A 22,758-nucleotide genomic window follows, 5' to 3' on the forward strand; every position below is an offset into this window, starting at 1 on the left:
GGAGACAGGAACCCCGTGAACCCCACGCCCTCCCCACGGGCCGCCGTCATCGTCGACCCGTTCTCCTCCGGGGCCCGCTACGCGCCCGAGTTCGCCTCCCTCGGCGTCCCCGCGGTCGCCGTCGGCTCCCTGCCCGAGGTCCCCGCCGTCTACGCCGACTCCTGGGAACCCGCCCGCTACCAGCGGGTGTTCTCCTTCGACGGCGACCTCGAACGACTGGTCGCGGCGGTCCGCCCGCTCGCCCCGCGCTGCGTGCTGGCGGGCGCCGAGAGCGGCGTCGAACTCGCCGACCGCCTCACCGAGCGGCTGCTCCCGGACCAGGCCAACACCCCGGCCCTGGCCGCCGCGCGCCGCGACAAGGGCGCCATGGCCCGGGCGCTGCGCGCCGCCGGGGTCCCGGTCATCCCCCAGATCTGCACCGACGACGCGGAGGCCGTACGGGACTGGATCGCGCGGGAGGGGCTGCACGGCCGCGACCTGGTCGTCAAACCGCCCCGGAGCGGCAGCACCGACGGCGTCACCCGGGTCCGGGCCGGTGCGGACTGGCGCGTCCCCTTCGACGCCCAACTCGGCCGGATCAACCAGTGGCACAACCTCAACGACCGGATGGTGGTCCAGGAGTACGCCCGCGGCACCGAGTACGTCGTCGACACCTTCAGCCACCGGGGGCGGCACACCGTCGCCGACGTCTGCCGCTACGGCAAGACCGACAACGGCGGCCAGATGGCCGTCTACGAACGGCTCACCTGGACCGCGCCCGACGACCCGGCGGTGCCGGTGCTGGCCCGCTACGCGGAGGCCGTCCTGGACGCGGTCGGGCTGCGGAACGGCGCCGCCCACATCGAGATCATGCTGACCGCCGCCGGCCCGCGCCTGATCGAGATCAACTCCCGCCCGCACGGCGGCGGCCACCCCCTCTTCAACCTGGCCGCCACCGGCGACAGCCAGGTGCGCCGCGCAGCCCGCTGGTTCGTCCGGGAGGAGGCCCCGCCGCGCGGCTACCGGCTGCTGCGCCACATGTCCGTGGTCTTCCTGATCGCCCGCGTCTCCGGCACCGTCTCCGGCACCGGGGTCCTCGACGGCATCCGTGAACTGCCCTCCCACCACCACTCGGCGGTCGGACTCCGCGACGGCGACCGGGTGGAGGCCACCCGCGACCTGCTGGGCACCCTCGCCCTGGGCTTCGCCGTGCTCGCCCACCCGGACCCCGCCGTGGTCGAGCGCGACGTGGCCGGCGTCCGTGCCATGGAGGCCGCCCTCGTGGTGACCCCCGACCCCGACCCCGGCCGCGCCTCGGCCGCCGGGCCGCCGGCCGTCGGACGCGGCACGCCCCGGTGACCTCGGGCGCCCTCGCGATCGCCACCGGCCCCGTCTTCCTGGCCAGTTGCGCCGCCGTGGTGTGCGGCCCGGGTCCGGACAGCATGCTGGTGCTGCGCCTGGTCAGCAGGACCCGGCGGCGTGCTCCGGTGCTGGCCGCCGCCCTGGGCATGCTGCTCGCCGGGACCGGATACGCGGCGCTGGCCGTCAGCGGGAGCATGGCGGTGGTCGCGCTGAGCCCCGGGCTCTTCCTGTTGTGGCGGGCGGCCGGGGCGCTGGTGCTGGCCTTCACCGGGGCGCGCGCCCTGTGGGAGGCCCTGCGGCCGCCGTCGGCGCCCGACGGACCGGCCGACGCCGGAACGGAGAGGCCCGGCCGACTGCCGAGGCACCTGCTGCTGGGGTTCCTCAGCACCGCCGGAAACCCCAAGGTCGGGCTGTTCCTCACGGTCTTCCTGCCGCAGTTCGTGCCGGCCGGGCGTCCCCCGGCCGGGACCCTGCCGCTGCTGGCCGCCGTCTACCTGCTGATCGGCGCCCTCTGGCTGCTGCTGCTCACCGAGGTCGGCGTGCGCCTGGTGACCGCGGGGCGGCGGGGCGGCCGGGCCGCGTTCCCGCCGTACGCCGCCCGCGCCGGGAACGCCGTCGCGGGACTGGTCCTGCTGGGGCTCGCCGCCGCCCTGGTGCTCCGGTGACCCGGCCCCGGGCGAACCGGGCCGGGGCGCGGGGCCGTTCACCCCTCGCGGCGGTCCGGGGCCGACGGGCACCGGTGGACGGATCACCGGAGGAGGGCGCCGGACCCCGGCCGTCTCCCGGGGGCGAACGCTGACCGGCGGTGCCCGTACGGGCCCGGAAGCCGCCCCGGCCCCGCGTGCGGAGGGCGCCCGTACGCCGGTGGAGCCCGCGGACCGGCGCCCCGTCAGGCCGCCACGGGGCGGCAGCTCAGGCATTCCCGGTATCCGGCCGCCCGCGCCGCGTCCACCGAGGCGAACGGCACCCGGTGGCGTTCGGTGATGCGGCGGGCGTGCGCACAGGTCGGGTAGCAGAAGATCCGGGTCGTGTCGCTGCCCAGGTAGCGGGTTCCGTCGGCGGAGAACCGGTCCAGCCGCTCCTCGTCGACGCCCTCGTGGGCGCGCAGCCGGTCCACCAGCTCCGGCGGCAGACCGCAGGCCAGGGGACGGCCGTCCGGACCGCCCAGCCGGTGCACCGGGATCAGCACGGGAGCGGGGTTGGCCCGGACGGCCGCCAGCAGCTCCGCCGCGCTCGCCCCCGGCAGTCCCGCCTCCCGGCCCAGCCAGCCCAGGGGGCGCACCTGGCCGCGCGGGATGCCCCGCACCGCCTCCAGGACCCGCCACCGCTCGGGGGGCAGGGCGCCGTAGTCGTAGCGCAGCATCCGGTCGCGGCCGGTCCGCAGCGCCCCGGCGACACCGGGCAGCGGACGGGCGGTGCGCAGCGGGCTGTGCCCCGTGCGGCGCAGGTGCGCCTCCTCGAACTCCTCCGGAGTGCCGTACCGGTCGGCCGGCGCCGTCCCGGTGACCGCGCCCCGGCCGTGGGCCACGTAGAGCGCGGTGACCGGGCCCGCGACCAGGGTGTAGCGGTCGTACGCGTGGTCGGGGACCCCGGCCCGCCGCATGATGCGGAGGGCCAGGTCCGCCGGCATCGGCACGTTCAGGGAGCCGAGGCCGGGGGGAGCGCCGTCACCGGTCCCGGCGGAGGGCGCGCCGGGCGCGGCCGACCCGTTCACGGAGCGGTGGGCCGGGTCGCGGGGCCCGTCGGGGCCGCCGGACCCGCGGTGGAGCCGGCTCATCCGATCACCTCCTCTTCCGCCAGGTGGGGCGCGGCGCGCAGCGCGGCCAGCCCCCGCGACACCTGGGCCTTGACGGTGCCGACCGGGCACCCCAGCAGTTCCGCGATCTCGGTGTAGCTCAGTTCCCCCATGTGGCGCAGCACCACCGGCACCCGGTGGTGCTCGGGCAGTCCGGCGAGCGCGGCCACCAGCCGCTCCCTCGCGAACGCGTGCTCGGTCAGTCGTTCGGGTCCCGGACCGGTGTCCGTCAGGGGCAGCTCCTGGACGTCCACGCCGTCGTCCGGGGCGGGCCGCCGGGTCAGGGTCCGCACGTGGTTGCGCCACACATTGGTGCCGATCGCCAGCAGCCAGGCCCTCGGCCTCAGCGCCCGCCGCCGCTCCGGCACGTAGTCCCGCAGCGCGGTGTAGGCCCGCAGGAACGTCTCCTGCGTCAGGTCCTCCACGTCGCGCGGGGCACCGGACAGCCGTAGCAGCACCGAGTACACGGCACCGCCGTGGGCGCGCACCAGTTCCGCGAACCCGCGGTCGAGGTCCGCCGCCAGTAAGTCGGTGAGCGGAGAGGGCATCGTGTCCATCACCTCCCTGAACACCGCCGTCCGTCGAACGGTTGCGCCCGCCGGCACCGGCACCGCGCCGGGGACGGACGCCGGACCGCCCCGTCCGCCCGGCGGGCGGACCCTGCGGCGTCAGGCGCGGGCTCCCGGGCCGCCCCGACGCCGCTCCGGCCGTCCGCGGACCGGGGCGCGGTGCGGCGGGGGCGCGTGCGGGGCGCCGCGGGGCGGACGGGGCCGTGGCGACGAGGGCCTACCGTCCGCCGGGTCCCGGCCGCCACGCGGTGCCGAGCACGCAGTACGACACCGGCAGGGCCGGGCCCCGCTCGGGGAGCCGCATCCGGCGGTAGGGGCCCAGGGTGAACCCGGCCGACCGCAGGGCGGCGACCGGCTCCCGGGACAGATGGCAGCCGCCGGCCACGGCGGGCCAGAGCGTACGGTCCAGCGCGCGCTGGGCGAGGTTCATCGCCCGGCCGCCGCCGAGGCCGTGCTCGAAGAAGCGCACCTGGCCGCCCGGCCGCAGCACCCGGCGGACCTCCGCGAGCGCCCGTGGCAGGTCCCGGACGCTGCACAGCACCAGGGAGAACACGGCCGCGTCGAACGCCTCGCCCTTGACCGGGAGCGCCTCCGCGACGCCCGGCACCATGTCCACCGGCACCTCGGCGCGCACGGCCGCCTCCAGGGCCAGACGGCGCAGCAGCCGCTCGGGTTCGATGGCCACGACCTCCGAGACGGCGGCGGGGTAGTGCGCGAAGTTCAGGCCGTTGCCCGCGCCGATCTCGATGACCCGCCCGGACAGCCCGGCCAGCAGCCGCTCCCGCACCCGGCCGATGCCGAGCCGGGTCTCGGCCCGGGTGCCCGCGCGGGCGTAGCAGCGGGCGAACAGCGGATGACGCACGGCGTCCCGCGCCGTGCCGCGGTCCCGCACCGGTCCCCGGACCATGAACCCTCCTCCGCGGGCGCCCCCGCCCCGCCATCCTGCCCCCGGTCCCCGCCCGGCGCCCGCGCAAACCGGCGCCGTCGTGCGTCCCGGTCGCCCCGGTCGCCCCGGTCGCCCCGGGTCCGCCGTGGCCGCCGTGCCGCCCTCCGCGCCGGAGCGGCGGCGGGGCGAACTCCGGGCGCGTCCGGACTCCCCGGCCACGCGGTGCCGTACGGGCGCTTGCGCCGTGCTCCCCGCGCCGCGCAGGGGCCTCGCGGGTCCCCGTCCGCGCTCACCGCCCACGCCGGGCGGTCCGGCCTCCCGCCCCGGGCGGCTCACCGGTCCTGGTCCCCTTGGCGCGGTGCCGGGGCCCCGGTCCCGCCGACGTGGCGCTCCGGGAGGGGGTTCGCCGGGCCGGGTGACGGAGGTCCGGCTCCGGCGGAAACGGCCCCGGCCGGGGCGGGCACCGAACGGCGCTCCGTCCACGGAGACCCGCCCCGCCGGGGCCGTGCCCGGGGCCGTGCCCGGGGCCGTGCCCGGGGCCGTGCCCGGGGCCGTGCCCGGGGCCGTGCCCGGGGCCGTGCCCGGGGCCGTGNCCCGGGGCCGTGCCCGGGGCCGTGCCCGGGGCCGTGCCCGGGGCCGTGCCCGGGGCCGTGCCCGGGGCCGTGCCCGGGGCCGTGCCCGGGGCCGTACGCCGGGTCAGGCGCCCTCCCGGGCCCGGAAGGCGTCCGCGTCCCACGTGCCGCGCAGGGCGGGAGCCAGCCACTCCGGGGCCGCCGTGCGGAAGGCGCCCGGGTCGAGCCCGCCCGCCCCGGCGGGTACGGCGCCCAGCAGCGGTGCCCCCGCGACCTCCGGCAGATCCGCCAGGTTGCAGCGGGAGGCCAGGTCCGGGGTGCCGGGCCAGCTCCCGATCACCACGCCCGGCAGCCGCAGCCCCCGGGTCCGCAGCTCCCGCGCCGTCAGCTCCGTCGTGTTCAGGGTGCCGAGCCCGGCCGACGCCACCACCAGTACCGGCGCGGCCAGCGCCCCGGCGGCGTCCGCCAGGGTGCCCCCGGCGTCGTCGAAGCGGACCAGCAGCCCGCCCGCACCCTCCACCAGCACCAGATCGTGCTCCGCGGCCAGCCTGTCCGCGGCCTCGGCCACCTCCCACGGACGCACCGGCGCCCGCCCGGCCCGCCGCGCCGCCGTGCCCGGGGCCAGCGGTTCCGGGTAGCGGGCGACCTCGGCCACCGTCACCGCCCCGGCCAGCCGGGCGGCCTCCAGGGCGTCCCCCGGCTCGTCCGGCGCCACCCCGGTCTGCGCGGCCTTGAGCACGGCCACCGACTCCCCGGCGGCCAGCGCCGCCGCGGCGACGGCGGCGGTCACGACCGTCTTGCCGACCTCCGTGCCCGTGCCCGTGATCACCAGTACCGGCATGTCATCCCTCCCGGGCCGCCGCGCGGACCGCCGAGGCGATCCGCGCCACGTCCGTGTCGCCCGTGACGTACGGCGGCATGGTGTAGATCAGGTCCCGGAACGGCCGCAGCCACACGCCCTCGCGCACCGCCGCGGCCGTGGCCGCCGCCATGTCCACGGGGTGGTCGAGCTGCACCACCCCGATCGCGCCCAGCACCCGCACGTCCCGCACCCCGGGCAGTCCGGCGGCCGGTGCCAGCCCGTCGCGCAGTCCCGCCTCGATGCGCTTGACCTCGGCGAGCCAGTCCTGGCCGAGCAGCAGCCCGATCGAGGCGCAGGCCACGGCCGCGGCCAGCGGATTGCCCATGAACGTCGGCCCGTGCGCCAGCACCGGCACCTCGCCCCGCGAGATGCCCTCGGCCACCCGCGAGGTGCACAGCGTGGCCGCCATCGTGAGGTACCCGCCGGTCAGCGCCTTGCCGACGCACATCACGTCCGGCGTCACCGCCGCGTGCCCGGCCGCGAACAGGGCGCCGGTGCGGCCGAACCCGGTGGCGATCTCGTCGAGGACCAGCAGCACGCCGTGCGCGTCGCAGGCCTCCCGCAGCACCCGCAGATACGCGGGGGAGTGGAACCGCATCCCGCCCGCGCCCTGCACCACCGGCTCGACGATCACCGCCGCCAGCTCGTCGGCGTGCCGCTCGACCGTCGCCCGAAGGTGCTCGGCGTACGCCTCCTCGAACCGCTCGGGCGGGGCGTCCGCGAAGACCTGCCGGGGCAGCGCCCCGCTCCACAGCTCGTGCATCCCGCCCTCGGGGTCGCACACCGACATCGGCTGCCAGGTGTCGCCGTGGTAGCCGCCGCGCCAGGTCATCAGGCGGCGCTTGGCGGGGCGGCCGAGCGAACGCCAGTACTGCAGGCACATCTTGACGGCGACCTCGACCGAAACCGACCCGGAGTCCGCGAGGAAGACGTGCTCCAGGCCGTCGGGCGAGATGTCGACGAGCAGCTTCGCCAGCCGCACGGCGGGCTCATGGGTGAGCCCGCCGAACATCACGTGGCTCATCCGCTCCAGCTGCTCGCGGACGGCCTCGTTGAGCACCGGGTGGTTGTAGCCGTGGATCGCCGACCACCAGGAGGACATGCCGTCGACCAGTTCCCCGGAGCCGTCGGCCGGGCGCAGCCGGACCCCGCTCGCCGACTCCACGACGAGCGGGTCCTGCCGTCCGGGCATCGGACCGTACGGGTGCCACACGTGCCGCCGGTCCAGGTCCAGCAGTTCGGCCACCGTCGAAGCGTGCTCAGGCATTGGGCGCGAGGTCCGTCCCGGCGCCTCGGCGGCGCACCGCGACCAGATCGGGACGCGGTGCGGCGGCCGGACCCGCGGCGGTCTCCGGACCGGACCCGGCCGCCCCGCCCTCGCCCGCCCCGCCCTCGCTCGTCCCGGGCGCCGCGCCGTCGGCGGCCCCCGGAGCCGCCGCGGAGGCCGACGACCTGGCCGACGAGGGGGCCGTCCCGTAGATCCCGTGCCCCTCGCGCCCGCCGTCCGCGCCGTGCGGCCCGCAGGCCCCCTCGCCCCCACCACCGGAGCCGCAGGCCCCCGCTCCGCCGTGCCCTCCGCAGCCCCCGGCGCCCTCCGGCGCCCCGTGGCCGCCGGCCACCCGGTGCTCCGGCAGGGTCACCCGGTCGGTGCCCTCGACCTCGAACCCGGCGTCCGCGATCATCTCCAGGTCGGCCCGGCCCGCCTGGCCCTCACTGGTGAGGTAGTCCCCGAGGAAGACGGAGTTGGCCAGGTGCAGCGCCAGCGGCTGCATCGTCCGCAGATGGACCTCGCGCCCGCCCGCGATGCGCACCTCGACGTCCGGGCAGACGAACCGGGTCATGGCGAGGATCCGCAGGCAGCGCTGGGGGGTGAGGTTCCACTCCTTGGCCAGCGGCGTCCCCTCGAACGGGATCAGGAAGTTGACCGGCACCGAGTCCGGGTCCAGCTCGCGCAGCGAGAACACCACGTCGACGAGGTCCGCGTCGCTCTCGCCCATGCCCGCGATCAGCCCCGAGCAGGCGGACAGCCCGGCCGCGTGCGCCTTGCGCACCGTGTCCACCCGGTCGGCGTACGTGTGGGTCGTCGTGATGTCCCCGTACGTCGCCTCGGAGGTGTTCAGGTTGTGGTTGTAGGCGTCGGCGCCCGCCTCGCGCAGCCGCTCCGCCTGGCCGTCCGAGAGCAGGCCGAGGCAGGCGCACACCTCGACGCCCTCGTTGCCCTCCTTGATGGCCCGGATGGTCTCGGAGACCCGCTCCACGTCCCGGTCGGTCGGGCCGCGCCCGCTGGCCACCAGGCACACCCTCTTGGCCCCGCCCGCCACTCCCGCGGCGGCGGCGTCGGACGCCTGGCCGGGTTTGAGCCAGGTGTACTTGAGGATGCCGGCCCGGGAACCGAGCCGCTGCGAGCAGTACGAGCAGTCCTCGGGGCACAGGCCCGACTTGAGGTTGACCAGATAGTTGAGTTTCACCCGTCGGCCGAACCAGTGCCGCCGCACTCTGCCGGCCGCGGCCACCACGTCCAGCAGGTCGTCGTCGGAAGTCGCGAGGACGGCCAGCGCCTCCTCGCGGGTCGGCGGCTCGCGCCGAAGTCCCTTGTCCACCAGCGTGTTCAGCAGGTCCATGGGAACTGATCCTGTCCTACGCGGAGGCTCCGGGCCAAGGAGGCTTCGCACAACAGTGGCCGATCGACGTGTGGGTATGACCACACCTCGTACGGGTGAACGGACGGCTAGGGTCTGTTCACTGCCTACAAAACCCCTGCGGAGGACGGCCCATGGCGTTCGGCTGGATCGACGAGGCGGCGGAGCGGCGCGCCCGGGCCGGACTGACCAGGACCCTGCGCCCGCGCCCCGCCGACTCGCCGCTGCTGGACCTGGCGAGCAACGACTACCTCGGCCTCGCCCGGCACCCGGAGGTCACCGGGGCCGCGGCCCGCGCCGCGGCGGTCTGGGGCGCCGGTGCCACCGGCTCCCGCCTGGTCACCGGCACCACCGAGCTGCACGCCGAACTGGAGCGCGAACTGGCCGCGTTCTGCGGCTTCGAGGCGGCCCTGGTCCTCTCCTCCGGCTACGCGGCCAACCTCGCCGCGGTCACCGCGCTGGCCCCGCACGGCAGCCTCCTCGTCTCCGACGCCGGCAACCACGCCTCGCTGATCGACGGCTGCCGCCTCGCCCGGGGCGCCACCCAGGTCGTGGGGCACGCCGACCCCGAGGCCGTGGCCAAGGCCCTCGGCACCCATGGAGGCCCGGCCGTCGCCGTGTCCGACACGGTCTTCTCGGTCGACGGAGACGCCGCGCCGGTCGCCGCCCTCGCCGCGGCCTGCCGGGAGCACGGCGCCGGGCTGATCCTGGACGACGCCCACGGCCTCGGGGTGCTGGGTCCGGGAGGGCGGGGCGCGGTCCGCGCGGCGGGGCTCGCGGGCGCCGACGACGTCGTCGCGACTGTCACCCTCTCCAAGTCGCTCGGCAGTCAGGGCGGCGCCGTGCTGGGCCCGGCGCGGGTGATCGGCCATCTGGTCAACACGGCCCGGACGTTCATCTTCGACACCGGGCTCGCCCCCGCCGCGGCCGGGGCGGCCCTCGGCGCGCTGCGCCTGCTGCGCCGCGAGCCGTGGCGGGCCGAGCGGGCGCGGGAGGTGGCGGCCGGGCTGCACGCGCGGCTGACCGCCGCGGGTCTGGACGCGGTGCGTCCGGACGCCGCGGTGGTCTCCGTGCGTGCTCCCTCCCCGGAGGAGGCCGCGCGGTGGTCGGCCGACTGCCGTACGGCCGGCCTGGCCGTGGGGTGCTTCCGCCCTCCGTCCGTGCCCGATGGCATCTCGCGGCTCAGGCTGACCGCACGCGCGGACCTCTCCGGGGATCTGGTCGACCGTGCCGTACGGGTGATCAGCGAGACGCGGCCGTGAGTCGGCGGAGCACGGTCGTGCGTCGCGTGGTGCCCGTACGCGGTGCGTGATGCGGGATCGCGGCCGGGTCAGCCCCGGTGGACCGCGGCGGTGAACGTCGACCAGCTCACGGGGGAGAAGAGCAGGGCGGGTCCGGCCGGGTCCTTGGAGTCGCGCACGGCGAGCCGTCCGGCCCAGGGGCCGGCCGACGGTCGTGCCGTCTCCACGCAGTTGTTGGCTCCGGTGCTGTAACTGCTGCGCAGCCACCGGACCTCGTGCAGATCGGTACTGGCGGGAACACTCCGGGTGAGTGGGGACATGGTGCCTGACATGGTGCCTCCTTACGCGCCGGCCGCGGTCGCGGCAATGAAGTCCAACGATTCCTCGGGCGAAAGGGCATGGAGCAGAAGGGCGTTGAAGGCCTCGGTGTAGGCCTCCAGGTCTTCTTTCCGTTCGAGGTAGAGGCTACTCGTCAAGTGGTCGAGAACTACTACGTCAAGATCGGACGTGGTCGAAAACGACAGGATGACGAAAGGCCCGGTGACGCCGATGTGTGCCCCGGCGGCGAACGGCAGCACGCGCAGCCGGACCTGCGGCAGTCGCGCCGCCTCCACCAGCCGCTCCAGCTGGCGGGCCATCACGCCCGGTCCGCCGACCTCCCGCCGCAGCACCGCCTCGTCCAGCACCGCGTTCAGCCGCAGCGGCGGACTCGCGCGCAGCACGTCCTGCCGGGCCAGCCGGACCGCGACGAGGGCGTCCAGCCGCTCCTCGGGCAGCGCCTCCACCGCCGCGCGGGTCACCGCGCGGGCGTACTCCGGCGTCTGGAGCAGGCCCGGGACCACCGTGGTCTCCAGTGTGCGCATCGCCGTGGCCTGCGACTCCAGGCTGATGAAGTCCCGGTAGGTGGGCGGCAGTACACCGCGGTAGGCGTGCCACCAGTGCTCCCGGCCCACCGCGTTGTCGGAACCGGCCAGCACCACCAGCAGCTCCCGCAACTGGGTGTCGTGCACCCCGTAGGCGTCCAGCAGGAGCCGCACGTCGGGCGGCTTGACCCCGCTGGTGCCGGTCTCGATCCGGCTGACCTTCGACTGGTGCCAGCCCACCAGCCGGGCCGCCTCACCACTGGTGATCCCCGCCGCCGTGCGCAGGGCGCGCAACTCCGCGCCCAGCTTGCGGCGGCGCACCACGGGACCGTGCTGCATGGGTCACTCCCTTACTCCCCACGAGCCGCCCGAATACGGTCCGCCGTCGCGGAGTTCACCGCTTCGAGCGACAGATATATGCATATCCTGGCGGATCGCCCCCTCCGCCGGTGCGGTGATGGCAGTCTGACGGCGAAGCACCAGTCCGGGACCGTACTCGAACCCCACGCTTCATGCCGGACCGCGGTCCCGCGGGAAAGGGGCGACATCGCCATGGCAGACCATCTGGAAGCATCCGTCACTCTGCCGAGCGAGCCCGCGTCGGTGGCCGTGGCGCGCACCTACGCGCTCGGCACGCTGGCCGAATGGGGGCTGGCGGCCGACGCCGACGTCGTGGAGGCGGTCCGGCTGATCGTCTCCGAGCTGGCGACCAACGCGGTGCAGCACACCTCGGGACTGTCGCCCACCTTCACCGTGGACCTCGTGCTGGACCGGCACCAACGGCTGAGCGTCGGCGTCACCGACAGCCACCCGTGCTTCCCCAAGCGGCTGCGGGCCGCCCCCCAGCAGGACAGCGGACGGGGCATGGTGATCGTCCGCCGGCTGGCGGCGGAGGGCGGTGGGAGGCTGCTGGTCCGCTCCACGCGCGAGGGCGGCAAGACGGTCCGGGTCGAGCTGCCCCGGCCCCCGCAGGAGCCGTCGGCGGCCGAACCGTTCCCGGTGCCGGTCGCGGCCCCCCACCAGGGCCGGGGGGACTGAGCTGGAGCGGGCCCCCTCCGGGGCCACCGGTCCACCGGGGCGACCGGAGGCCGGGCAGCGCCGCAGGAGTCCGCCGGGGCCCGGGCCGGAGGCCCCGGAGGGCGCGCATCCGCGAAGCGTCATGCCGGAGGCCCCGGCCAAGGACCCGCCGGAGGCCGGGGCGTCGGCACTCCGGGCACCCACGCCGGGGGCGCGGACCGGCGCGTCGGCACCCGGAGCGCCCACGCCGGGCACGCGGGCCCGGCGCACGGGCCCGACGTCCCGGACGGCCCCGTCCCCCGGCCGGACAGGGCGCCAGGGCCCGGACCAGGGGCGCTCGGAGCACCGAGCCCGGGGCGCCGTCACCCGGGGCACCGGTGGTCCGCCGGACCGTCACCGGTGCCCGGGACGCCTCACCCCGGTCGCCTCACTTGACCCGGCCGTACCAGACGCTGTTGGTCCAGATCTTCTCCAGCCGCACCACGGCGCCCGTCTTCGGCGAGTGCCAGATCTTGCCCTGCCCCGCATAGATCCCGACGTGGTAGACGTTCGGGCCCGCGTGGAAGAACACCAGATCGCCCTGCTTGCGGCTGGAGGAGCTGATGTGACGGGTGCTGTTGTACTGCTGCGCGGCGGTGCGCGGCAGCTTCTTGCCCGCCTTCTTGAACGAGTACTGCGTCAGGCCCGAGCAGTCGAACCGGCTCGGCCCGGTGGCGCCCCACTGGTACGGGGAGCCCTTCTTGGACGCCGCGACCTGGAGCGCCTTCGTGGCATGGCCGGCCGCGGCGGCCCCAGGGGCCGCGCCGGGGACCACGATGGCACCGCCGACGGCGGCGATGGTGAGGGCCGAGGCCGTACCGGCACGGGCCATGAGGGACGGGACGCGATTGAGCGCAGTCATGCGCAACCCTTCGTCAGCCGCCTGTGAAGGATGACCTGTCGGATTCGGGCTGGCGAAGTTGCCCGGCCGCGTCTGCGCGGCTTCACCCCAAGGGCTGCTCGGCCCGGCCGTGGCGCGACCGTACCGGCGACCCGTCGTGCTCGGGTCCTCCACTCCTGCCGATCCACTCCTCGTCGACCGTTCGTCCGGGCGGCGGCAGGACTCGGCGTCCGCCCGGACCGCCCCGCCGCTGCGGCGGGGTCTTGTCGTCAGTCACGGATCTTGTCGTACTCAAGTCGGAAAATCCCAGTGGAATCGGGCCTCTGTGTTGTTACTCACCGCTGACCCGTCCGGGTGTAAGGGGCTGATCCGGCGTCAACCCCGGGCCCTCCCGGCCCCCGCGACCCGCTGCCCGGCCCGCCTCCGCGCGGGACGCACCGGACGGCCCGGGGCGCAACTCCGGGGGGCCGGAAACCGGGCCGTTCCTACGCCGAAAGGCGGTCCGCCGTTCGGCCCGCCCCGCCGCCCGGGCGCGTGCCTCCCGTGCGGGCCCGGCTTCCGGCGGCGGACTCCCGGCCTCCGCGCGCAGGCCGGGGTGCGCGGCGCCCCTTCCCGACGATCGAACACGATTGTCCATTTATCGGATTGGCAAAGAAGTCCTGCCGCCCCTGTCTGCGGGTGACGCACAGCCGAAAGGATGCCCCTGTTCGTCACCATCCATATACGGAGGGCCAGTTGAGGAAGACAAGACGGGGACGGAGGGCGGCGGCGCTCGGCTCGGCCGGAGTGCTCGTCACCGCCACGCTGATAGCCGGCGCCGTCTCGGTACCCGCGGCGAGCGCGGCCCCGGCCGCCGGAGCCCCGTACGCGGACCGGAGCGGCCGGAGCGACGACCACCAGGGCGGGAACGGCAACGGACACGGCGGGAACGGCAACGGCCGGGACGGCGGCCGAGAGGCGCGGGGCGTCGCCGTCGCCGCCGCCCGCGCCGCGCGGGCCGGCGTCGACTGGAAGGACTGCCCGGCCGACTGGAACCTGCCCCGCCCCATCCAGTGCGGCTGGGTCACCGTGCCCGTCGACTACGCGCGGCCGGACGGCCGGACGATCCGGCTGGCCGTCGACCGCATCGGCAACACCGGCACCGCCGCCGAGCGCCAGGGCGCCCTGGTCTACAACCCCGGCGGCCCCGGCGCCTCCGGGATGCGCTTCCCGACCCGCGTCACCAACAGGAACGCGATCTGGGCCAAGGCCGCCAAGGCCTACGACTTCGTCGGGTTCGACCCGCGCGGCGTCGGCCGGTCCGCGCCCGTCTCGTGCGTGGACCCGCAGGTGTTCGCCGCCGGCCCGAAGGCCGACCCGGTGCCCTCCTCCGAGGCCGACAAGCGCCTCCAGCGCCGGCTCGCCCGGGAGTACGCCGAGGGCTGCGGCGAGCGCGCCGGAGCGCTGCTCCCGTACCTGACCACGCCCAACTCCGCGCGCGACCTCGATGTCATCCGCGCCGCCCTCGGCGAGAGCGGGCTCAACTACCTGGGCGTCTCCTACGGCACCTACCTGGGCTCCGTCTACGCCACGCTCTTCCCGGGCCATGTGCGCCGCATGGTCGTCGACAGCGTCGTCAACCCCTCCCGCGAGAAGATCTGGTACCAGGCCAACCTGGATCAGGACGTCGCCTTCGAGAAGCGGTGGAAGGACTGGCAGGACTGGGTCGCGGCCAACGACGCCGTCTACCACCTCGGGACCACCCGCGCCCAGGTCCAGGCCCAGTGGCTGGCCCTGCGCGCCACCGCCGAAAGGGCCCCCATCGGCGGGGTCGTCGGCCCGGCCGAGCTGATCGGCTTCTTCCAGAGCGCCCCGTACTACGACTCGGGCTGGGCGCCCGTCGCGTCCGTCCTCAGCCGCTACGCCGCCGGTGACACCCGGGCGGTCGTCGACGCCGCCGCGCCCGACCCCGCCGACACCGCAGGCAACATCGCCTCGGAGAACAGCAACGCGGTCTACACGGCCGTCGAGTGCGCCGACGCCAAGTGGCCCACCGACTGGCGCACCTGGGACCGCGACAACACCCGGCTGCACCGCGACAACCCGTTCATCACCTGGGCCAACGCCTGGATGAACCTGCCCTGCGCCACCTGGCCCGGCCCGCAGCGCACGCCCGTCGACGTGCGGACCGGCAAGGGCCTGCCGCCCGTCCTCATCGTCCAGTCCGAGCGGGACGCGGCCACCCCGTATCCCGGCGCCGTCGAACTGCACCAGCGGTTGAGGGGCTCCCGCCTGATCACCGAGCGGAACGCCGGTTCCCACGGCGTCACCGGGCTGCTCAACCCGTGCGTAAACGACCGGGTCGACGCCTACCTCCTCACCGGCGGGCTCGACGCCCGGGACGTGACCTGCGACCCGCACGCCACGCCCAGGCCGTAACCTCCTGAGCGCGACGAGGGGCGGCCGGAGCCACCGGCCGCCCCTCCCGCATGCCCGGCCCCGCCGCCCGTACGGCCGCTAGCGGCCCGGCGGCCCCGCCTCCCGCTCCGCCGCCCCGGCGGCCTCGGCGTCCGCCTGGGCCGTCTCGGCGTCCTCCCGGGCCGTCCCGGCGTCCTCCCGGGCCGTCTTGGCGTCCGCTCCGGCGGTCTTGGCGTCCGCCTTGGCCTCCGCCGCGTACCGGTCGACGTACTCCTGCCGCGACAGCGTCATGACCGCGTACATGATCTCGTCGGTGACGGCGCGCAGCACCGCCTTCTGGTTCTCCATACCGGCGAAACGGGAGAAGTCCAGCGGCTCCCCGAACCGGATCACCACCGGGTGCAGCCGGGGCAGCCGCCGCCCCGGGGGCTGCGCCTCGAAGGTGCCGATCATCGCGCAGGGCACCACGGGCACCCCGGCCCTGAGCGCCATCACCGCGACCCCCACCTTGCCCTTGTAGAGCCGCCCGTCGTGCGAACGGGTGCCCTCCGGGTAGATGCCGAGCAGCTCGCCCCGGCCCAGCACCCCGAGCCCCTCGCGGATCGCCGCCCGCCCCGCCTCCTTGCCGCTGCGGTCCACCGGGATCTGTCCGATGGACCGGAAGAAGAAGGCGGTCAGCCGCCCCTTCAGCCCCGGGCCGGTGAAGTACTCGGCCTTGGCCAGGAAGGTGATCCGGCGCCTGAGCACCGCCGGCATCAGGAAGTGGTCGGAGAACGAGAGGTGGTTGCCCGCCACGATGGCGGGCCCGGTGTCCGGCACGTGGTCCAGGCCCTCGATCCGGGGGCGGAAGACCAGCTTCAGCAGGGGGCCCAGCAGAACGTACTTGAGCACGTGGTAGAACACGCCCGGTCTCCCCGTCTTCCGTCGCCCGCCGGGCCCTCCGGCACGGCGCCGCGGCGCGTGGTGCCGCGCCGCGCCGCCCGGCGGGCGGCGGCCCGCCCGGGGCCCGGGAACCGATCGTAGCCCGGCCCCTCCGCCGGGCGCCGCCGGGCGCGGTTCGGACGCTCTTCGGTCAACTCGATTGACGCGGCGGGTGCCCTCCCTTGTGCTGTCCCCTAGCAGCGGGCTACGAAGCCCGGATGTACGGCTCCCGAACGGAGCCCGGCAGGGGAGGGGACATGACCGGGGGAGGGGACATGATCACAGGTCCGGCGAGAGCGGGCGAGGCGTCATGGGCGGAGTTCGGAAGACAGTTGCGCTCCCGGCGCAGGGCCGCCGGGCTCACCCAGCTGCAGCTCGGCCTGCGGGTGGGCTACCACCACTCGGTGGTCAGCAAACTGGAGGCGGGGCTGCGCGAGCCGCCCATCGGCCTGGTGCGCCGCCTCGACTCCGTCCTGGAGACCGGTGGCGAGCTGGCCGCGGTGATCGCCGCGCCCCGCGACGTGCCGCACGGTCCCGGCCGTTTCCTGGCTGACCCCGGGCTGTTCTCCCCCCTGCCCGGCGCCGACAACACCGAGGGCCACGGTGCCCTCGACCCCCGGCACTGGCCCGACCGGCTGCCCGCCGAGGGGCTGGCCTGCCCCCTGCACGGCACCGCGGGCTGCGCCGTGCCCGACCGCTCCGAGCTGCCCGCGCTGCCGGAGCTGCTGGGCGCCTCCTCGACCCTCGTCGCGGGGGCGGCGCCCCCGTGCGGGGCGGACGCCGAGCCGGATCTGCTGCACGGGCTCACGGCGGTGCTCGCCTGTCTGATCCGCGAGACCTTCCAGCAGCCCCCCGACGACCACCGGGTGGCCGTCGTCGAGGGACTGCTGCGGGCCCTCGCCCGGTGGGCCGACGCCGTCAACGCCACCGGGCGGCTGCCCTACGGACAGCTCCGGCTGGCCGCCCAGTACGCCCAGGTCGCCGGGCGGCTGCGGATGGACCGGGGGCAGAGCGCCGTCGCCATGGCCTGGTTCGGCCACGGGCTGCGCTGGGCCGATGCCGTGCAGGACGCGCCGGCGCGGGCCACCCTGCTGAGTGACACGTGCACCCTGGTCCGGCTCGACGGGGACACCCACTCGACGCTCGCCTACGCGGTGGGCGTCGGCGCGGTGGACACCGGCCGCCGCTGGATGACCACCCTGTCCGGCCTCTACCAGGCCCGCGGCCACGCCATGGCCGGGAACGCGGTCGAGTGCCGGCGCCACATCGCCCTGGCCCGGCGCAAGTTCGCCCGGCTGGACCGGCGTGATCTGCTGGAGGCGCCCTGGCTCGCCGGGGCCGAGGGCGAGATGCGGATGGACTCCGCGATCGGCGGCGCCCTGCGTGATCTGGCCGTCGCCACCGGCGACCGGTCGACCGCCCGGCGGGCCGTCTCCGCCACCGCCCGCTCCTGCGCCAGCGTGCCGCCCGAGATGCGCACCACCCGGTTGCTGCTGACCCTGCGGCTCGCCGACAGCTGGGCCTGCGCGGGCGATCCCGCCGCGGCGGCGGCCCTGGCGGGAGAGGTGCTCGCGGACGCCCTGCGGGCCCGTGAGTCCATGGTCAGCGCCGAGCTGCGGGGGCTCCACAGTCGGCTCGCCGGACAGTGGCGCGACGTTCCGGAAGTACGGGCCTACCGGGAGCGTTTGCTGGACGCGGGCGGGTAACTCGACGCGTCCTTCTTCCACTTGCCGGATTTTGCCGGGACCGGACGTTGCTGGTGGGGCAGTTGACCCTGGCGCGGCGCGGTGTGAGGGTTCAGCCGCCCACGACATGACATGCAACCGTCACTGTGTCGACGGGTGTGCCGTCGCGACTCCCGAGCCCGCGCGGACCCGGCATGACCGGGCCCGGGCCGGCTCACCGGAGCCTCCACACCTCTCACAAGGAGCAATGATGCTCAGAACGACCGCGGTGGCCGGGATATCCTCCCTGGCCCTGACCATCGGGGGGGTGGTGGTGCCGGCCTCCCTCGCCTCGGCCTCGGCGGCGACCGCGTCCGCCCCGGCCGAAACCTCGTCCGTCGCCAGAGCCGTCGCCGCCGCCGACCGCGCGGTCAACAGCGGCCTGGACGCGCTCGTCGCGGGCGGTGCCGAGGAGCAGTACGACCGCACGGACGTCACCCCCTGGGGCGGCAAGGACCTGTACTCGGTCGCCTACGAGCGCACCTACCACGGCCTGCCCGTGGTCGGCGGTGACGCGGTCGTCCTGGCGGACGGCCAGGGCAAGGTCCGGGCCGTCCGGTCCGCCACCGAGGCCACGATCGCGGTGCCCACCGAGGCCCGGGTCAAGGCCGACCGCGCCGAGCGCACCAGCCGCGCCCGTGTCGCCAAGGTGACCAAGAACGAGGCGCCGCGGCTCGTGGTGCGGGTCAAGGACGACGTCCAGACCCTCGCCTGGGAGACCGTGGTCACCGGTTCCGCCAAGGACAACCGGCCCACCAGGCTGCACGTCTTCGTGGACGCGCTCTCCGGCAAGGTCGTCGACAGCTACGACGAGGTCCGCGCCGGCACCGGCCGCAGCGAGTGGAACGGCCCGAGCCCGCTGACCATCGACACCTCGCGCTCCGGCAGCAACTACGTGCTGCGCGACACCACCCGCCCGGGTCTGCAGTGTTCGGACTACAGCGGCGGCCTCTTCACCAAGGCGACCGACGACTGGGGCACGGGCAGCGCCACCAGCAAGGAGACCGGCTGCGTCGACGTCATGTTCGCTGCGCAGAAGCAGTCGGACATGCTCCGCGACTGGCTCGGCCGCAACGGGCACAACGGCAACGGCGGAAGCTGGCCGGTCCGGGTCGGTCTGAACGAGCTGAACGCCTACTGGGACGGCTCCACCGTCACCATCGGCCGCAACACCGCCAACAAGTGGATCGCCGGCATCGACGTCGTCGCCCACGAGTTCGGCCACGGCCTGGACTCCTTCACCCCCGGCGGCGCCAACCACGAGAGCGGCCTGGGCGAGGCGACCGGCGACATCATGGGCGCCCTCACCGAGGCGTACGCCAACGAGCCGGCCCCGTACGACACCCCCGACTTCACCGTCGGCGAGATGATCAACCTCCAGGGCCGCGGTCCGATCCGCAACATGTACAACCCGAGCCAGGTCAACAACGACCCCAACTGCTACTCGGCCTCGATCCCGAACACCGAGGAGCACGCGGCGGCCGGTCCGCTGAACCACTGGTTCTACCTGCTCTCCGAGGGCTCCAACCCCGGCGGCGGCAAGCCCTCCAGCCCCACCTGCAACAACCAGCAGATCACCGGCGTGGGCATCCAGAACGCCGGCAAGATCTTCTACGGCGGCATGCTGCTCAAGACCAGCGGCATGACCTACAAGCGGTACCGCACCGCGACCCTCACCGCGGCGAAGAACCTGGACGCCTCCTGCGCCCTGTTCAACACCACCCGGGCCGCCTGGGACGCCATCAACATCGGCGCGCAGACCGGTGACCCGACCTGCACCAGCCGGGACGCCGACTTCTCGCTGGCGCTCAGCCCGTCCAGCGGCAGCGTCGACGCCGGCGCCACCGCCACGGCCACGGTCAACACCTCGACCACCGTCGGTGACGCCCAGCAGGTCTCGCTGACCGCCTCCGGCGCCCCCGCCGGCGTGAGCGTCACCTTCAGCCCGGCCACCGTCACCTCGGGCTCCAGCTCCACCATGCGCGTCGCCACCTCGGCCGGCACGGCCGCCGGTGCGTACACGATCACGGTCCAGGGCGCCGCGGGCGGCAAGACCCACACCGTCCAGTACAACCTGACCGTCGGCGGCGGCACCACGCCGAACAACCCGCCGGACGTGGACGTCGCCCAGGTCCAGGCCCACCTGTCGCAGCTCAGCACCATCGCCGCGCAGAACGGCGGCAACCGCCGCTCCACCAGCGCGGGCTACCGTGCCTCCCTCGCCTACGTCAAGGGCAAGCTGGAAGCGGCCGGCTACTCGGTCTCCGAGCAGACCTGCACCTCCGGCTGCACCGCCGGCGCGGGCAACAACCTGATCGCCGAGTGGCCCAAGGGCGACGCCAACAGCGTCTACATGTTCGGTGCCCACCTCGACGGCGTCTCCGCCGGTCCGGGCATCAACGACAACGGCTCCGGCTCCGCCGCGCTGCTCGAGACCGCGCTGACCCTGGCCAAGACGGACCCCACCATGAAGAACCGCGTGCGGTTCGCCTGGTGGACCGACGAGGAGCAGGGCATGAAGGGCTCCGACTTCTACGCCCGGTCCCTCTCCACCACTGAGCGCGCCAAGATCAAGGCGTACTACAACTTCGACATGGTGGCCTCGGTCAACGGCGGCTACTTCATCAACAACCTGAACTCGGCCGCCTCGGCGCCGATGAAGGAGTACTGGACCTCGCTGGGTCTGGCCCCGCAGGAGAACGTCGAGGGCCAGGGCCGTTCCGACGACTACTCCTTCCAGAAGGTCGGCATCGCCACCTCGGGCTACGCCACCGGTGCCTCCGCGGTGAAGTCCGCCGCCGAGGCCACGAAGTGGGGCGGTACCGCGGGCCGTGCCTACGACCCCTGCTACCACTCCTCCTGCGACACCACGTCCAACATCAACGCCACCGCCCTGAACCGCAGCGCGGACGGCATCGCGTACACCATCTGGAAGACCGCCGTCGGTGAGGTCTCCAACCCGACGGACGACTTCTCCGTCTCCGCCGACCCGGCCTCCGGCACCGTCGCTCCCGGCGCCTCCGCCTCGGTGACCGTGCGCACGGCCACCACCACCGGCAACGCGCAGACCGTGCGGCTCTCCGCCTCGGGCGCGCCGTCCGGCGTGAGCGTCTCCTTCTCGCCGGCCTCCGTGACCTCGGGCCAGTCCTCGACCGCCACCGTCCAGGTCGCCGCCGGCACCGCCGCCGGGACCTACACCCTGACCTTCACCGGTTCGGGCTCGGTCGCGCACACCACCACCTACACCCTCACCGTGAGCGGTGGCGGCGGTGGCGAGACCACCTGGCAGCTCGGCGCGACCTACGCCGCCGGTGACATCGTGACCTACAACGGCGTCCGCTACCGGTGCCTCCAGGGTCACACCGCCTACCCGGGCTGGGACCCGCCGAACGTGCCCGCCCTCTGGCAGGCCATCTGACCCGGCCCCGCACCACTGATCGACTGATCCACTGATCCACCTGCCGCGGGGCGGGGGACGGGCGCTCACCGCCCGTCCCACCGCCCCGCGGTGCGTTCCCGCCCCGGGACGTCCGGGGCGCCGCTCAGAACTTCGGCGTCTGCGCCTGGGACTCCACGATGGCCGCCGCCTCCTCCTCCGTCTGCACCGACGGGGGCGACCCCTCCAGCGGGCGGCGGGCGGTCTCCTTCATGCAGGCCACCGCGACCACGCCGACCAGGGCCGCGGCCATCGCGTAGTAGGCGGGCATCATCTCGGAGCCCGTGGCGCCGATCAGCGCGGTGATCACCAGCGGGGTGGTGCCGCCGAACAGGGACGCCGACAGGTTGTAGCCCACAGACAGGGACCCGTAGCGGACGTTGGTCGGGAACATCGCCGGGAGCGCCGCCGACATCGTCCCCAGCAGGCACACCAGGGACAGACCCAGCATCAGCATGCCGCTGGTGACCGCGATCATCCCGCCCTCGCGCACCAGCACGAAGGACGGCACGGACAGCACGAAGAAGCCGAGCATGCCCGTCATCAGCAGCGGCCGGCGGCCGAAGCGGTCCGACAGCCGCCCCACCTGGTTGATGATCAGCATCAGCAGCACCATCGTGGCCACCAGGATCAGCAGCCCGTGGGTCACGCTGTAGTCCAGCTCGTCCGACAGATACGTCGGCATGTACGACAGCAGCATGTAGTCGGTGATGTTGTACGCGCCGACCAGCGCGATGCACAGCACCAGCGGACGCCAGTGGGAGCGGAAGATCTCGGCGAGATCGCCCCGGGCCGTGGTCTCCACCGCGTCCGCCGCGTCGGAGACGTGGACGGTGGAGTCCTCCAGTTTGAGGTAGGCGGGGGTGTCGTCCAGCCGCAGCCGCAGATAGATGCCGATCATGCCGAGCGGCGCCGCCGCGAGGAACGGCACCCGCCAGCCCCAGGAGTCCATGCCGTCGTGGCCCAGCCAGGCGGTGAGCCCGGTGACCAGGGAGGCCGCGGTGGCGTATCCGGCGAGGGTGCCCAGCTCCAGGAAGCTGCCGAAGAAGCCGCGCCGCTTGTCGGGCGCGTACTCGGCGATGAAGGTGGACGCCCCGCCGTACTCACCGCCGGTGGAGAAGCCCTGGAGCAGGCGGAAGACGATGAGCAGCACCGGGGACCAGTAGCCGATGGTGGCGTAGCTGGGGATGAGGCCGATGGCCGAGGTGCCGATGGCCATCAGGATCATGGTCAGCGCCAGCACCTTCTTGCGGCCGATCTTGTCGCCCATCGGCCCGAAGACCATGCCGCCCAGCGGCCGCACCAGGAAGGCGACGGCGAAGGTGGCGAAGGACGACAGCAGCTGCGCGGTGTCGCTGCCGGACGGGAAGAACACCCGCCCGATCGTTCCGGCCAGATAGGCGTAGATGCCGAAGTCGAACCACTCCATGGCGTTGCCCAGCGAGGCCGCCTTCACCGCGCGCCTGACCGCGGCCTCGTCCGTCACCGTGATGTCGGAGCGGCGCAGCCGGGGGTTCTGCCGGCGCCTGATCGCACGGAACAGGGTCGGATGGCGCTTGACGGCGGCCGAATCGGGGACCTGACCGTTCTCGGGGGAGGACGTGGCGACTTCCTT

General features: G+C 74.8%; 19 protein-coding genes and 1 riboswitch. Of the genes, 7 read left to right on the forward strand and 12 right to left on the reverse strand.

What is annotated here, in order from left to right:
• The first annotated feature begins 15 nt into the window (after positions 1 to 15).
• Both GTY84_RS15010 and GTY84_RS15015 read left to right on the forward strand, forming a co-directional pair.
• Positions 16 to 1,338, forward strand: a complete 1,323-nt coding sequence (locus GTY84_RS15010; RefSeq protein ID WP_161226761.1) for an ATP-grasp domain-containing protein — start codon at positions 16 to 18, stop codon at positions 1,336 to 1,338.
• A complete protein-coding gene (locus tag GTY84_RS15015; RefSeq protein WP_161226762.1) occupies positions 1,335 to 2,006 on the forward strand; it encodes a LysE family transporter in 672 nt (223 codons plus the stop codon). Before GTY84_RS15010 ends, GTY84_RS15015 begins: the two co-directional genes overlap by 4 nt.
• A 224-nt stretch (positions 2,007 to 2,230) precedes the next feature.
• Here the strand turns inward: GTY84_RS15015 and GTY84_RS15020 are convergent, their stop codons facing one another.
• The 6 genes from GTY84_RS15020 to bioB all read right to left on the reverse strand — a co-directional run bounded on the left by GTY84_RS15020 (position 2,231) and on the right by bioB (position 8,646).
• Complete coding sequence (locus tag GTY84_RS15020) at positions 2,231 to 3,118, reverse strand: Ada metal-binding domain-containing protein (RefSeq protein WP_237532283.1); 888 nt, start codon at positions 3,116 to 3,118, stop codon at positions 2,231 to 2,233.
• On the reverse strand, positions 3,115 to 3,684 hold the full coding sequence (locus GTY84_RS15025; protein WP_345943437.1) for an RNA polymerase sigma factor: 570 nt from the start codon (positions 3,682 to 3,684) through the stop codon (positions 3,115 to 3,117). Before GTY84_RS15025 ends, GTY84_RS15020 begins: the two co-directional genes overlap by 4 nt.
• Before the next feature lie 238 nt (positions 3,685 to 3,922).
• The gene (locus GTY84_RS15030; RefSeq protein WP_161226764.1) at positions 3,923 to 4,612 is read right to left on the reverse strand and encodes a class I SAM-dependent methyltransferase; all 690 of its coding nucleotides are present in this window, start codon (positions 4,610 to 4,612) and stop codon (positions 3,923 to 3,925) included.
• Between the two features lie 675 nt (positions 4,613 to 5,287).
• Positions 5,288 to 6,004 (reverse strand): dethiobiotin synthase, encoded by a 717-nt coding sequence (gene bioD / locus GTY84_RS15035; protein ID WP_161226765.1) that lies wholly within the window; start codon positions 6,002 to 6,004, stop codon positions 5,288 to 5,290.
• Position 6,005: 1 nt separating this feature from the next.
• Positions 6,006 to 7,292 carry an adenosylmethionine--8-amino-7-oxononanoate transaminase gene (locus GTY84_RS15040; RefSeq protein ID WP_161226766.1) on the reverse strand — a complete coding sequence of 429 codons (1,287 nt, stop codon included), beginning with the start codon at positions 7,290 to 7,292 and terminating at the stop codon, positions 6,006 to 6,008.
• Positions 7,285 to 8,646, reverse strand: a complete 1,362-nt coding sequence (gene bioB, locus GTY84_RS15045; RefSeq protein ID WP_161226767.1) for a biotin synthase BioB — start codon at positions 8,644 to 8,646, stop codon at positions 7,285 to 7,287. The genes GTY84_RS15040 and bioB overlap by 8 nt, the downstream gene beginning before the upstream one ends.
• 152 nt (positions 8,647 to 8,798) lie before the next feature.
• Here bioB and GTY84_RS15050 point away from each other — a divergent pair, with 152 nt between their 5' ends.
• Positions 8,799 to 9,926, forward strand: a complete 1,128-nt coding sequence (locus GTY84_RS15050; protein WP_161226768.1) for an 8-amino-7-oxononanoate synthase — start codon at positions 8,799 to 8,801, stop codon at positions 9,924 to 9,926.
• A gap of 68 nt (positions 9,927 to 9,994) precedes the next feature.
• On the opposite strand, the gene GTY84_RS15055 is transcribed toward GTY84_RS15050, so the two are convergent.
• Both GTY84_RS15055 and GTY84_RS15060 read right to left on the reverse strand, forming a co-directional pair.
• Positions 9,995 to 10,225 (reverse strand): DUF397 domain-containing protein, encoded by a 231-nt coding sequence (locus GTY84_RS15055; protein WP_161226958.1) that lies wholly within the window; start codon positions 10,223 to 10,225, stop codon positions 9,995 to 9,997.
• Positions 10,226 to 10,246: 21 nt separating this feature from the next.
• Positions 10,247 to 11,107: a helix-turn-helix transcriptional regulator gene (locus tag GTY84_RS15060; protein WP_161226769.1), complete on the reverse strand. Its 861-nt coding sequence runs from the start codon at positions 11,105 to 11,107 to the stop codon at positions 10,247 to 10,249.
• 213 nt (positions 11,108 to 11,320) lie between these two features.
• On the opposite strand from GTY84_RS15060, the gene GTY84_RS15065 reads away from it, so the two are divergent.
• Positions 11,321 to 11,806: an ATP-binding protein gene (locus tag GTY84_RS15065; RefSeq protein WP_161226770.1), complete on the forward strand. Its 486-nt coding sequence runs from the start codon at positions 11,321 to 11,323 to the stop codon at positions 11,804 to 11,806.
• A gap of 406 nt (positions 11,807 to 12,212) precedes the next feature.
• Here GTY84_RS15065 and GTY84_RS15070 read toward each other — a convergent pair whose 3' ends face one another.
• On the reverse strand, positions 12,213 to 12,686 hold the full coding sequence (locus GTY84_RS15070; RefSeq protein WP_161226771.1) for a C40 family peptidase: 474 nt from the start codon (positions 12,684 to 12,686) through the stop codon (positions 12,213 to 12,215).
• 35 nt (positions 12,687 to 12,721) lie between these two features.
• Positions 12,722 to 12,783, reverse strand: a riboswitch (cyclic di-AMP (ydaO/yuaA leader).
• Entirely contained in the window at positions 12,769 to 12,942 is a 174-nt protein-coding gene (locus tag GTY84_RS15075) for a hypothetical protein (protein ID WP_161226772.1), read from the reverse strand. Its footprint overlaps the riboswitch before it by 15 nt.
• 458 nt (positions 12,943 to 13,400) lie before the next feature.
• On the opposite strand from GTY84_RS15075, the gene GTY84_RS15080 reads away from it, so the two are divergent.
• A complete protein-coding gene (locus GTY84_RS15080) occupies positions 13,401 to 15,083 on the forward strand; it encodes an alpha/beta hydrolase (protein ID WP_161226773.1) in 1,683 nt (560 codons plus the stop codon).
• A 78-nt stretch (positions 15,084 to 15,161) separates the two neighbouring features.
• Here GTY84_RS15080 and GTY84_RS15085 read toward each other — a convergent pair whose 3' ends face one another.
• The gene (locus GTY84_RS15085; RefSeq protein WP_345943439.1) at positions 15,162 to 15,965 is read right to left on the reverse strand and encodes a lysophospholipid acyltransferase family protein; all 804 of its coding nucleotides are present in this window, start codon (positions 15,963 to 15,965) and stop codon (positions 15,162 to 15,164) included.
• A 293-nt stretch (positions 15,966 to 16,258) separates the two neighbouring features.
• Between GTY84_RS15085 and GTY84_RS15090 the strand changes: the two genes are divergently transcribed.
• Together GTY84_RS15090 and GTY84_RS15095 are read left to right on the forward strand one after the other, a co-directional pair.
• Positions 16,259 to 17,689, forward strand: a complete 1,431-nt coding sequence (locus GTY84_RS15090) for a helix-turn-helix transcriptional regulator (protein ID WP_237532284.1) — start codon at positions 16,259 to 16,261, stop codon at positions 17,687 to 17,689.
• 229 nt (positions 17,690 to 17,918) lie between these two features.
• Positions 17,919 to 21,125 carry a M20/M25/M40 family metallo-hydrolase gene (locus GTY84_RS15095; RefSeq protein ID WP_161226775.1) on the forward strand — a complete coding sequence of 1,069 codons (3,207 nt, stop codon included), beginning with the start codon at positions 17,919 to 17,921 and terminating at the stop codon, positions 21,123 to 21,125.
• Between the two features lie 124 nt (positions 21,126 to 21,249).
• Here GTY84_RS15095 and proP read toward each other — a convergent pair whose 3' ends face one another.
• Positions 21,250 to 22,686 carry a glycine betaine/L-proline transporter ProP gene (gene proP / locus GTY84_RS15100; protein WP_161226959.1) on the reverse strand — a complete coding sequence of 479 codons (1,437 nt, stop codon included), beginning with the start codon at positions 22,684 to 22,686 and terminating at the stop codon, positions 21,250 to 21,252.
• Positions 22,687 to 22,758 lie beyond the last annotated feature (72 nt).

Origin of the sequence: Streptomyces sp. SID8352, from assembly GCF_009862265.1 — a bacterium.
Classification (GTDB): Bacteria; Actinomycetota; Actinomycetes; order Streptomycetales; family Streptomycetaceae; genus Streptomyces.

Bases quoted from the DNA above. Each gene is read 5' to 3' on its own strand.
- GTY84_RS15020 (WP_237532283.1), bottom strand. From the start codon at position 3,118: ATGAGCCGGCTCCACCGCGGGTCCGGCGGCCCCGACGGGCCCCGCGAC.
- GTY84_RS15025 (WP_345943437.1), bottom strand. From the start codon at position 3,684: ATGCCCTCTCCGCTCACCGACTTACTGGCGGCGGACCTCGACCGCGGG.
- GTY84_RS15030 (WP_161226764.1), bottom strand. From the start codon at position 4,612: ATGGTCCGGGGACCGGTGCGGGACCGCGGCACGGCGCGGGACGCCGTG.
- bioD (WP_161226765.1), bottom strand. From the start codon at position 6,004: ATGCCGGTACTGGTGATCACGGGCACGGGCACGGAGGTCGGCAAGACG.
- GTY84_RS15040 (WP_161226766.1), bottom strand. From the start codon at position 7,292: ATGCCTGAGCACGCTTCGACGGTGGCCGAACTGCTGGACCTGGACCGG.
- bioB (WP_161226767.1), bottom strand. From the start codon at position 8,646: ATGGACCTGCTGAACACGCTGGTGGACAAGGGACTTCGGCGCGAGCCG.
- GTY84_RS15050 (WP_161226768.1), top strand. From the start codon at position 8,799: ATGGCGTTCGGCTGGATCGACGAGGCGGCGGAGCGGCGCGCCCGGGCC.
- GTY84_RS15055 (WP_161226958.1), bottom strand. From the start codon at position 10,225: ATGTCCCCACTCACCCGGAGTGTTCCCGCCAGTACCGATCTGCACGAG.
- GTY84_RS15060 (WP_161226769.1), bottom strand. From the start codon at position 11,107: ATGCAGCACGGTCCCGTGGTGCGCCGCCGCAAGCTGGGCGCGGAGTTG.
- GTY84_RS15065 (WP_161226770.1), top strand. From the start codon at position 11,321: ATGGCAGACCATCTGGAAGCATCCGTCACTCTGCCGAGCGAGCCCGCG.
- GTY84_RS15070 (WP_161226771.1), bottom strand. From the start codon at position 12,686: ATGACTGCGCTCAATCGCGTCCCGTCCCTCATGGCCCGTGCCGGTACG.
- GTY84_RS15090 (WP_237532284.1), top strand. From the start codon at position 16,259: ATGATCACAGGTCCGGCGAGAGCGGGCGAGGCGTCATGGGCGGAGTTC.
- GTY84_RS15095 (WP_161226775.1), top strand. From the start codon at position 17,919: ATGCTCAGAACGACCGCGGTGGCCGGGATATCCTCCCTGGCCCTGACC.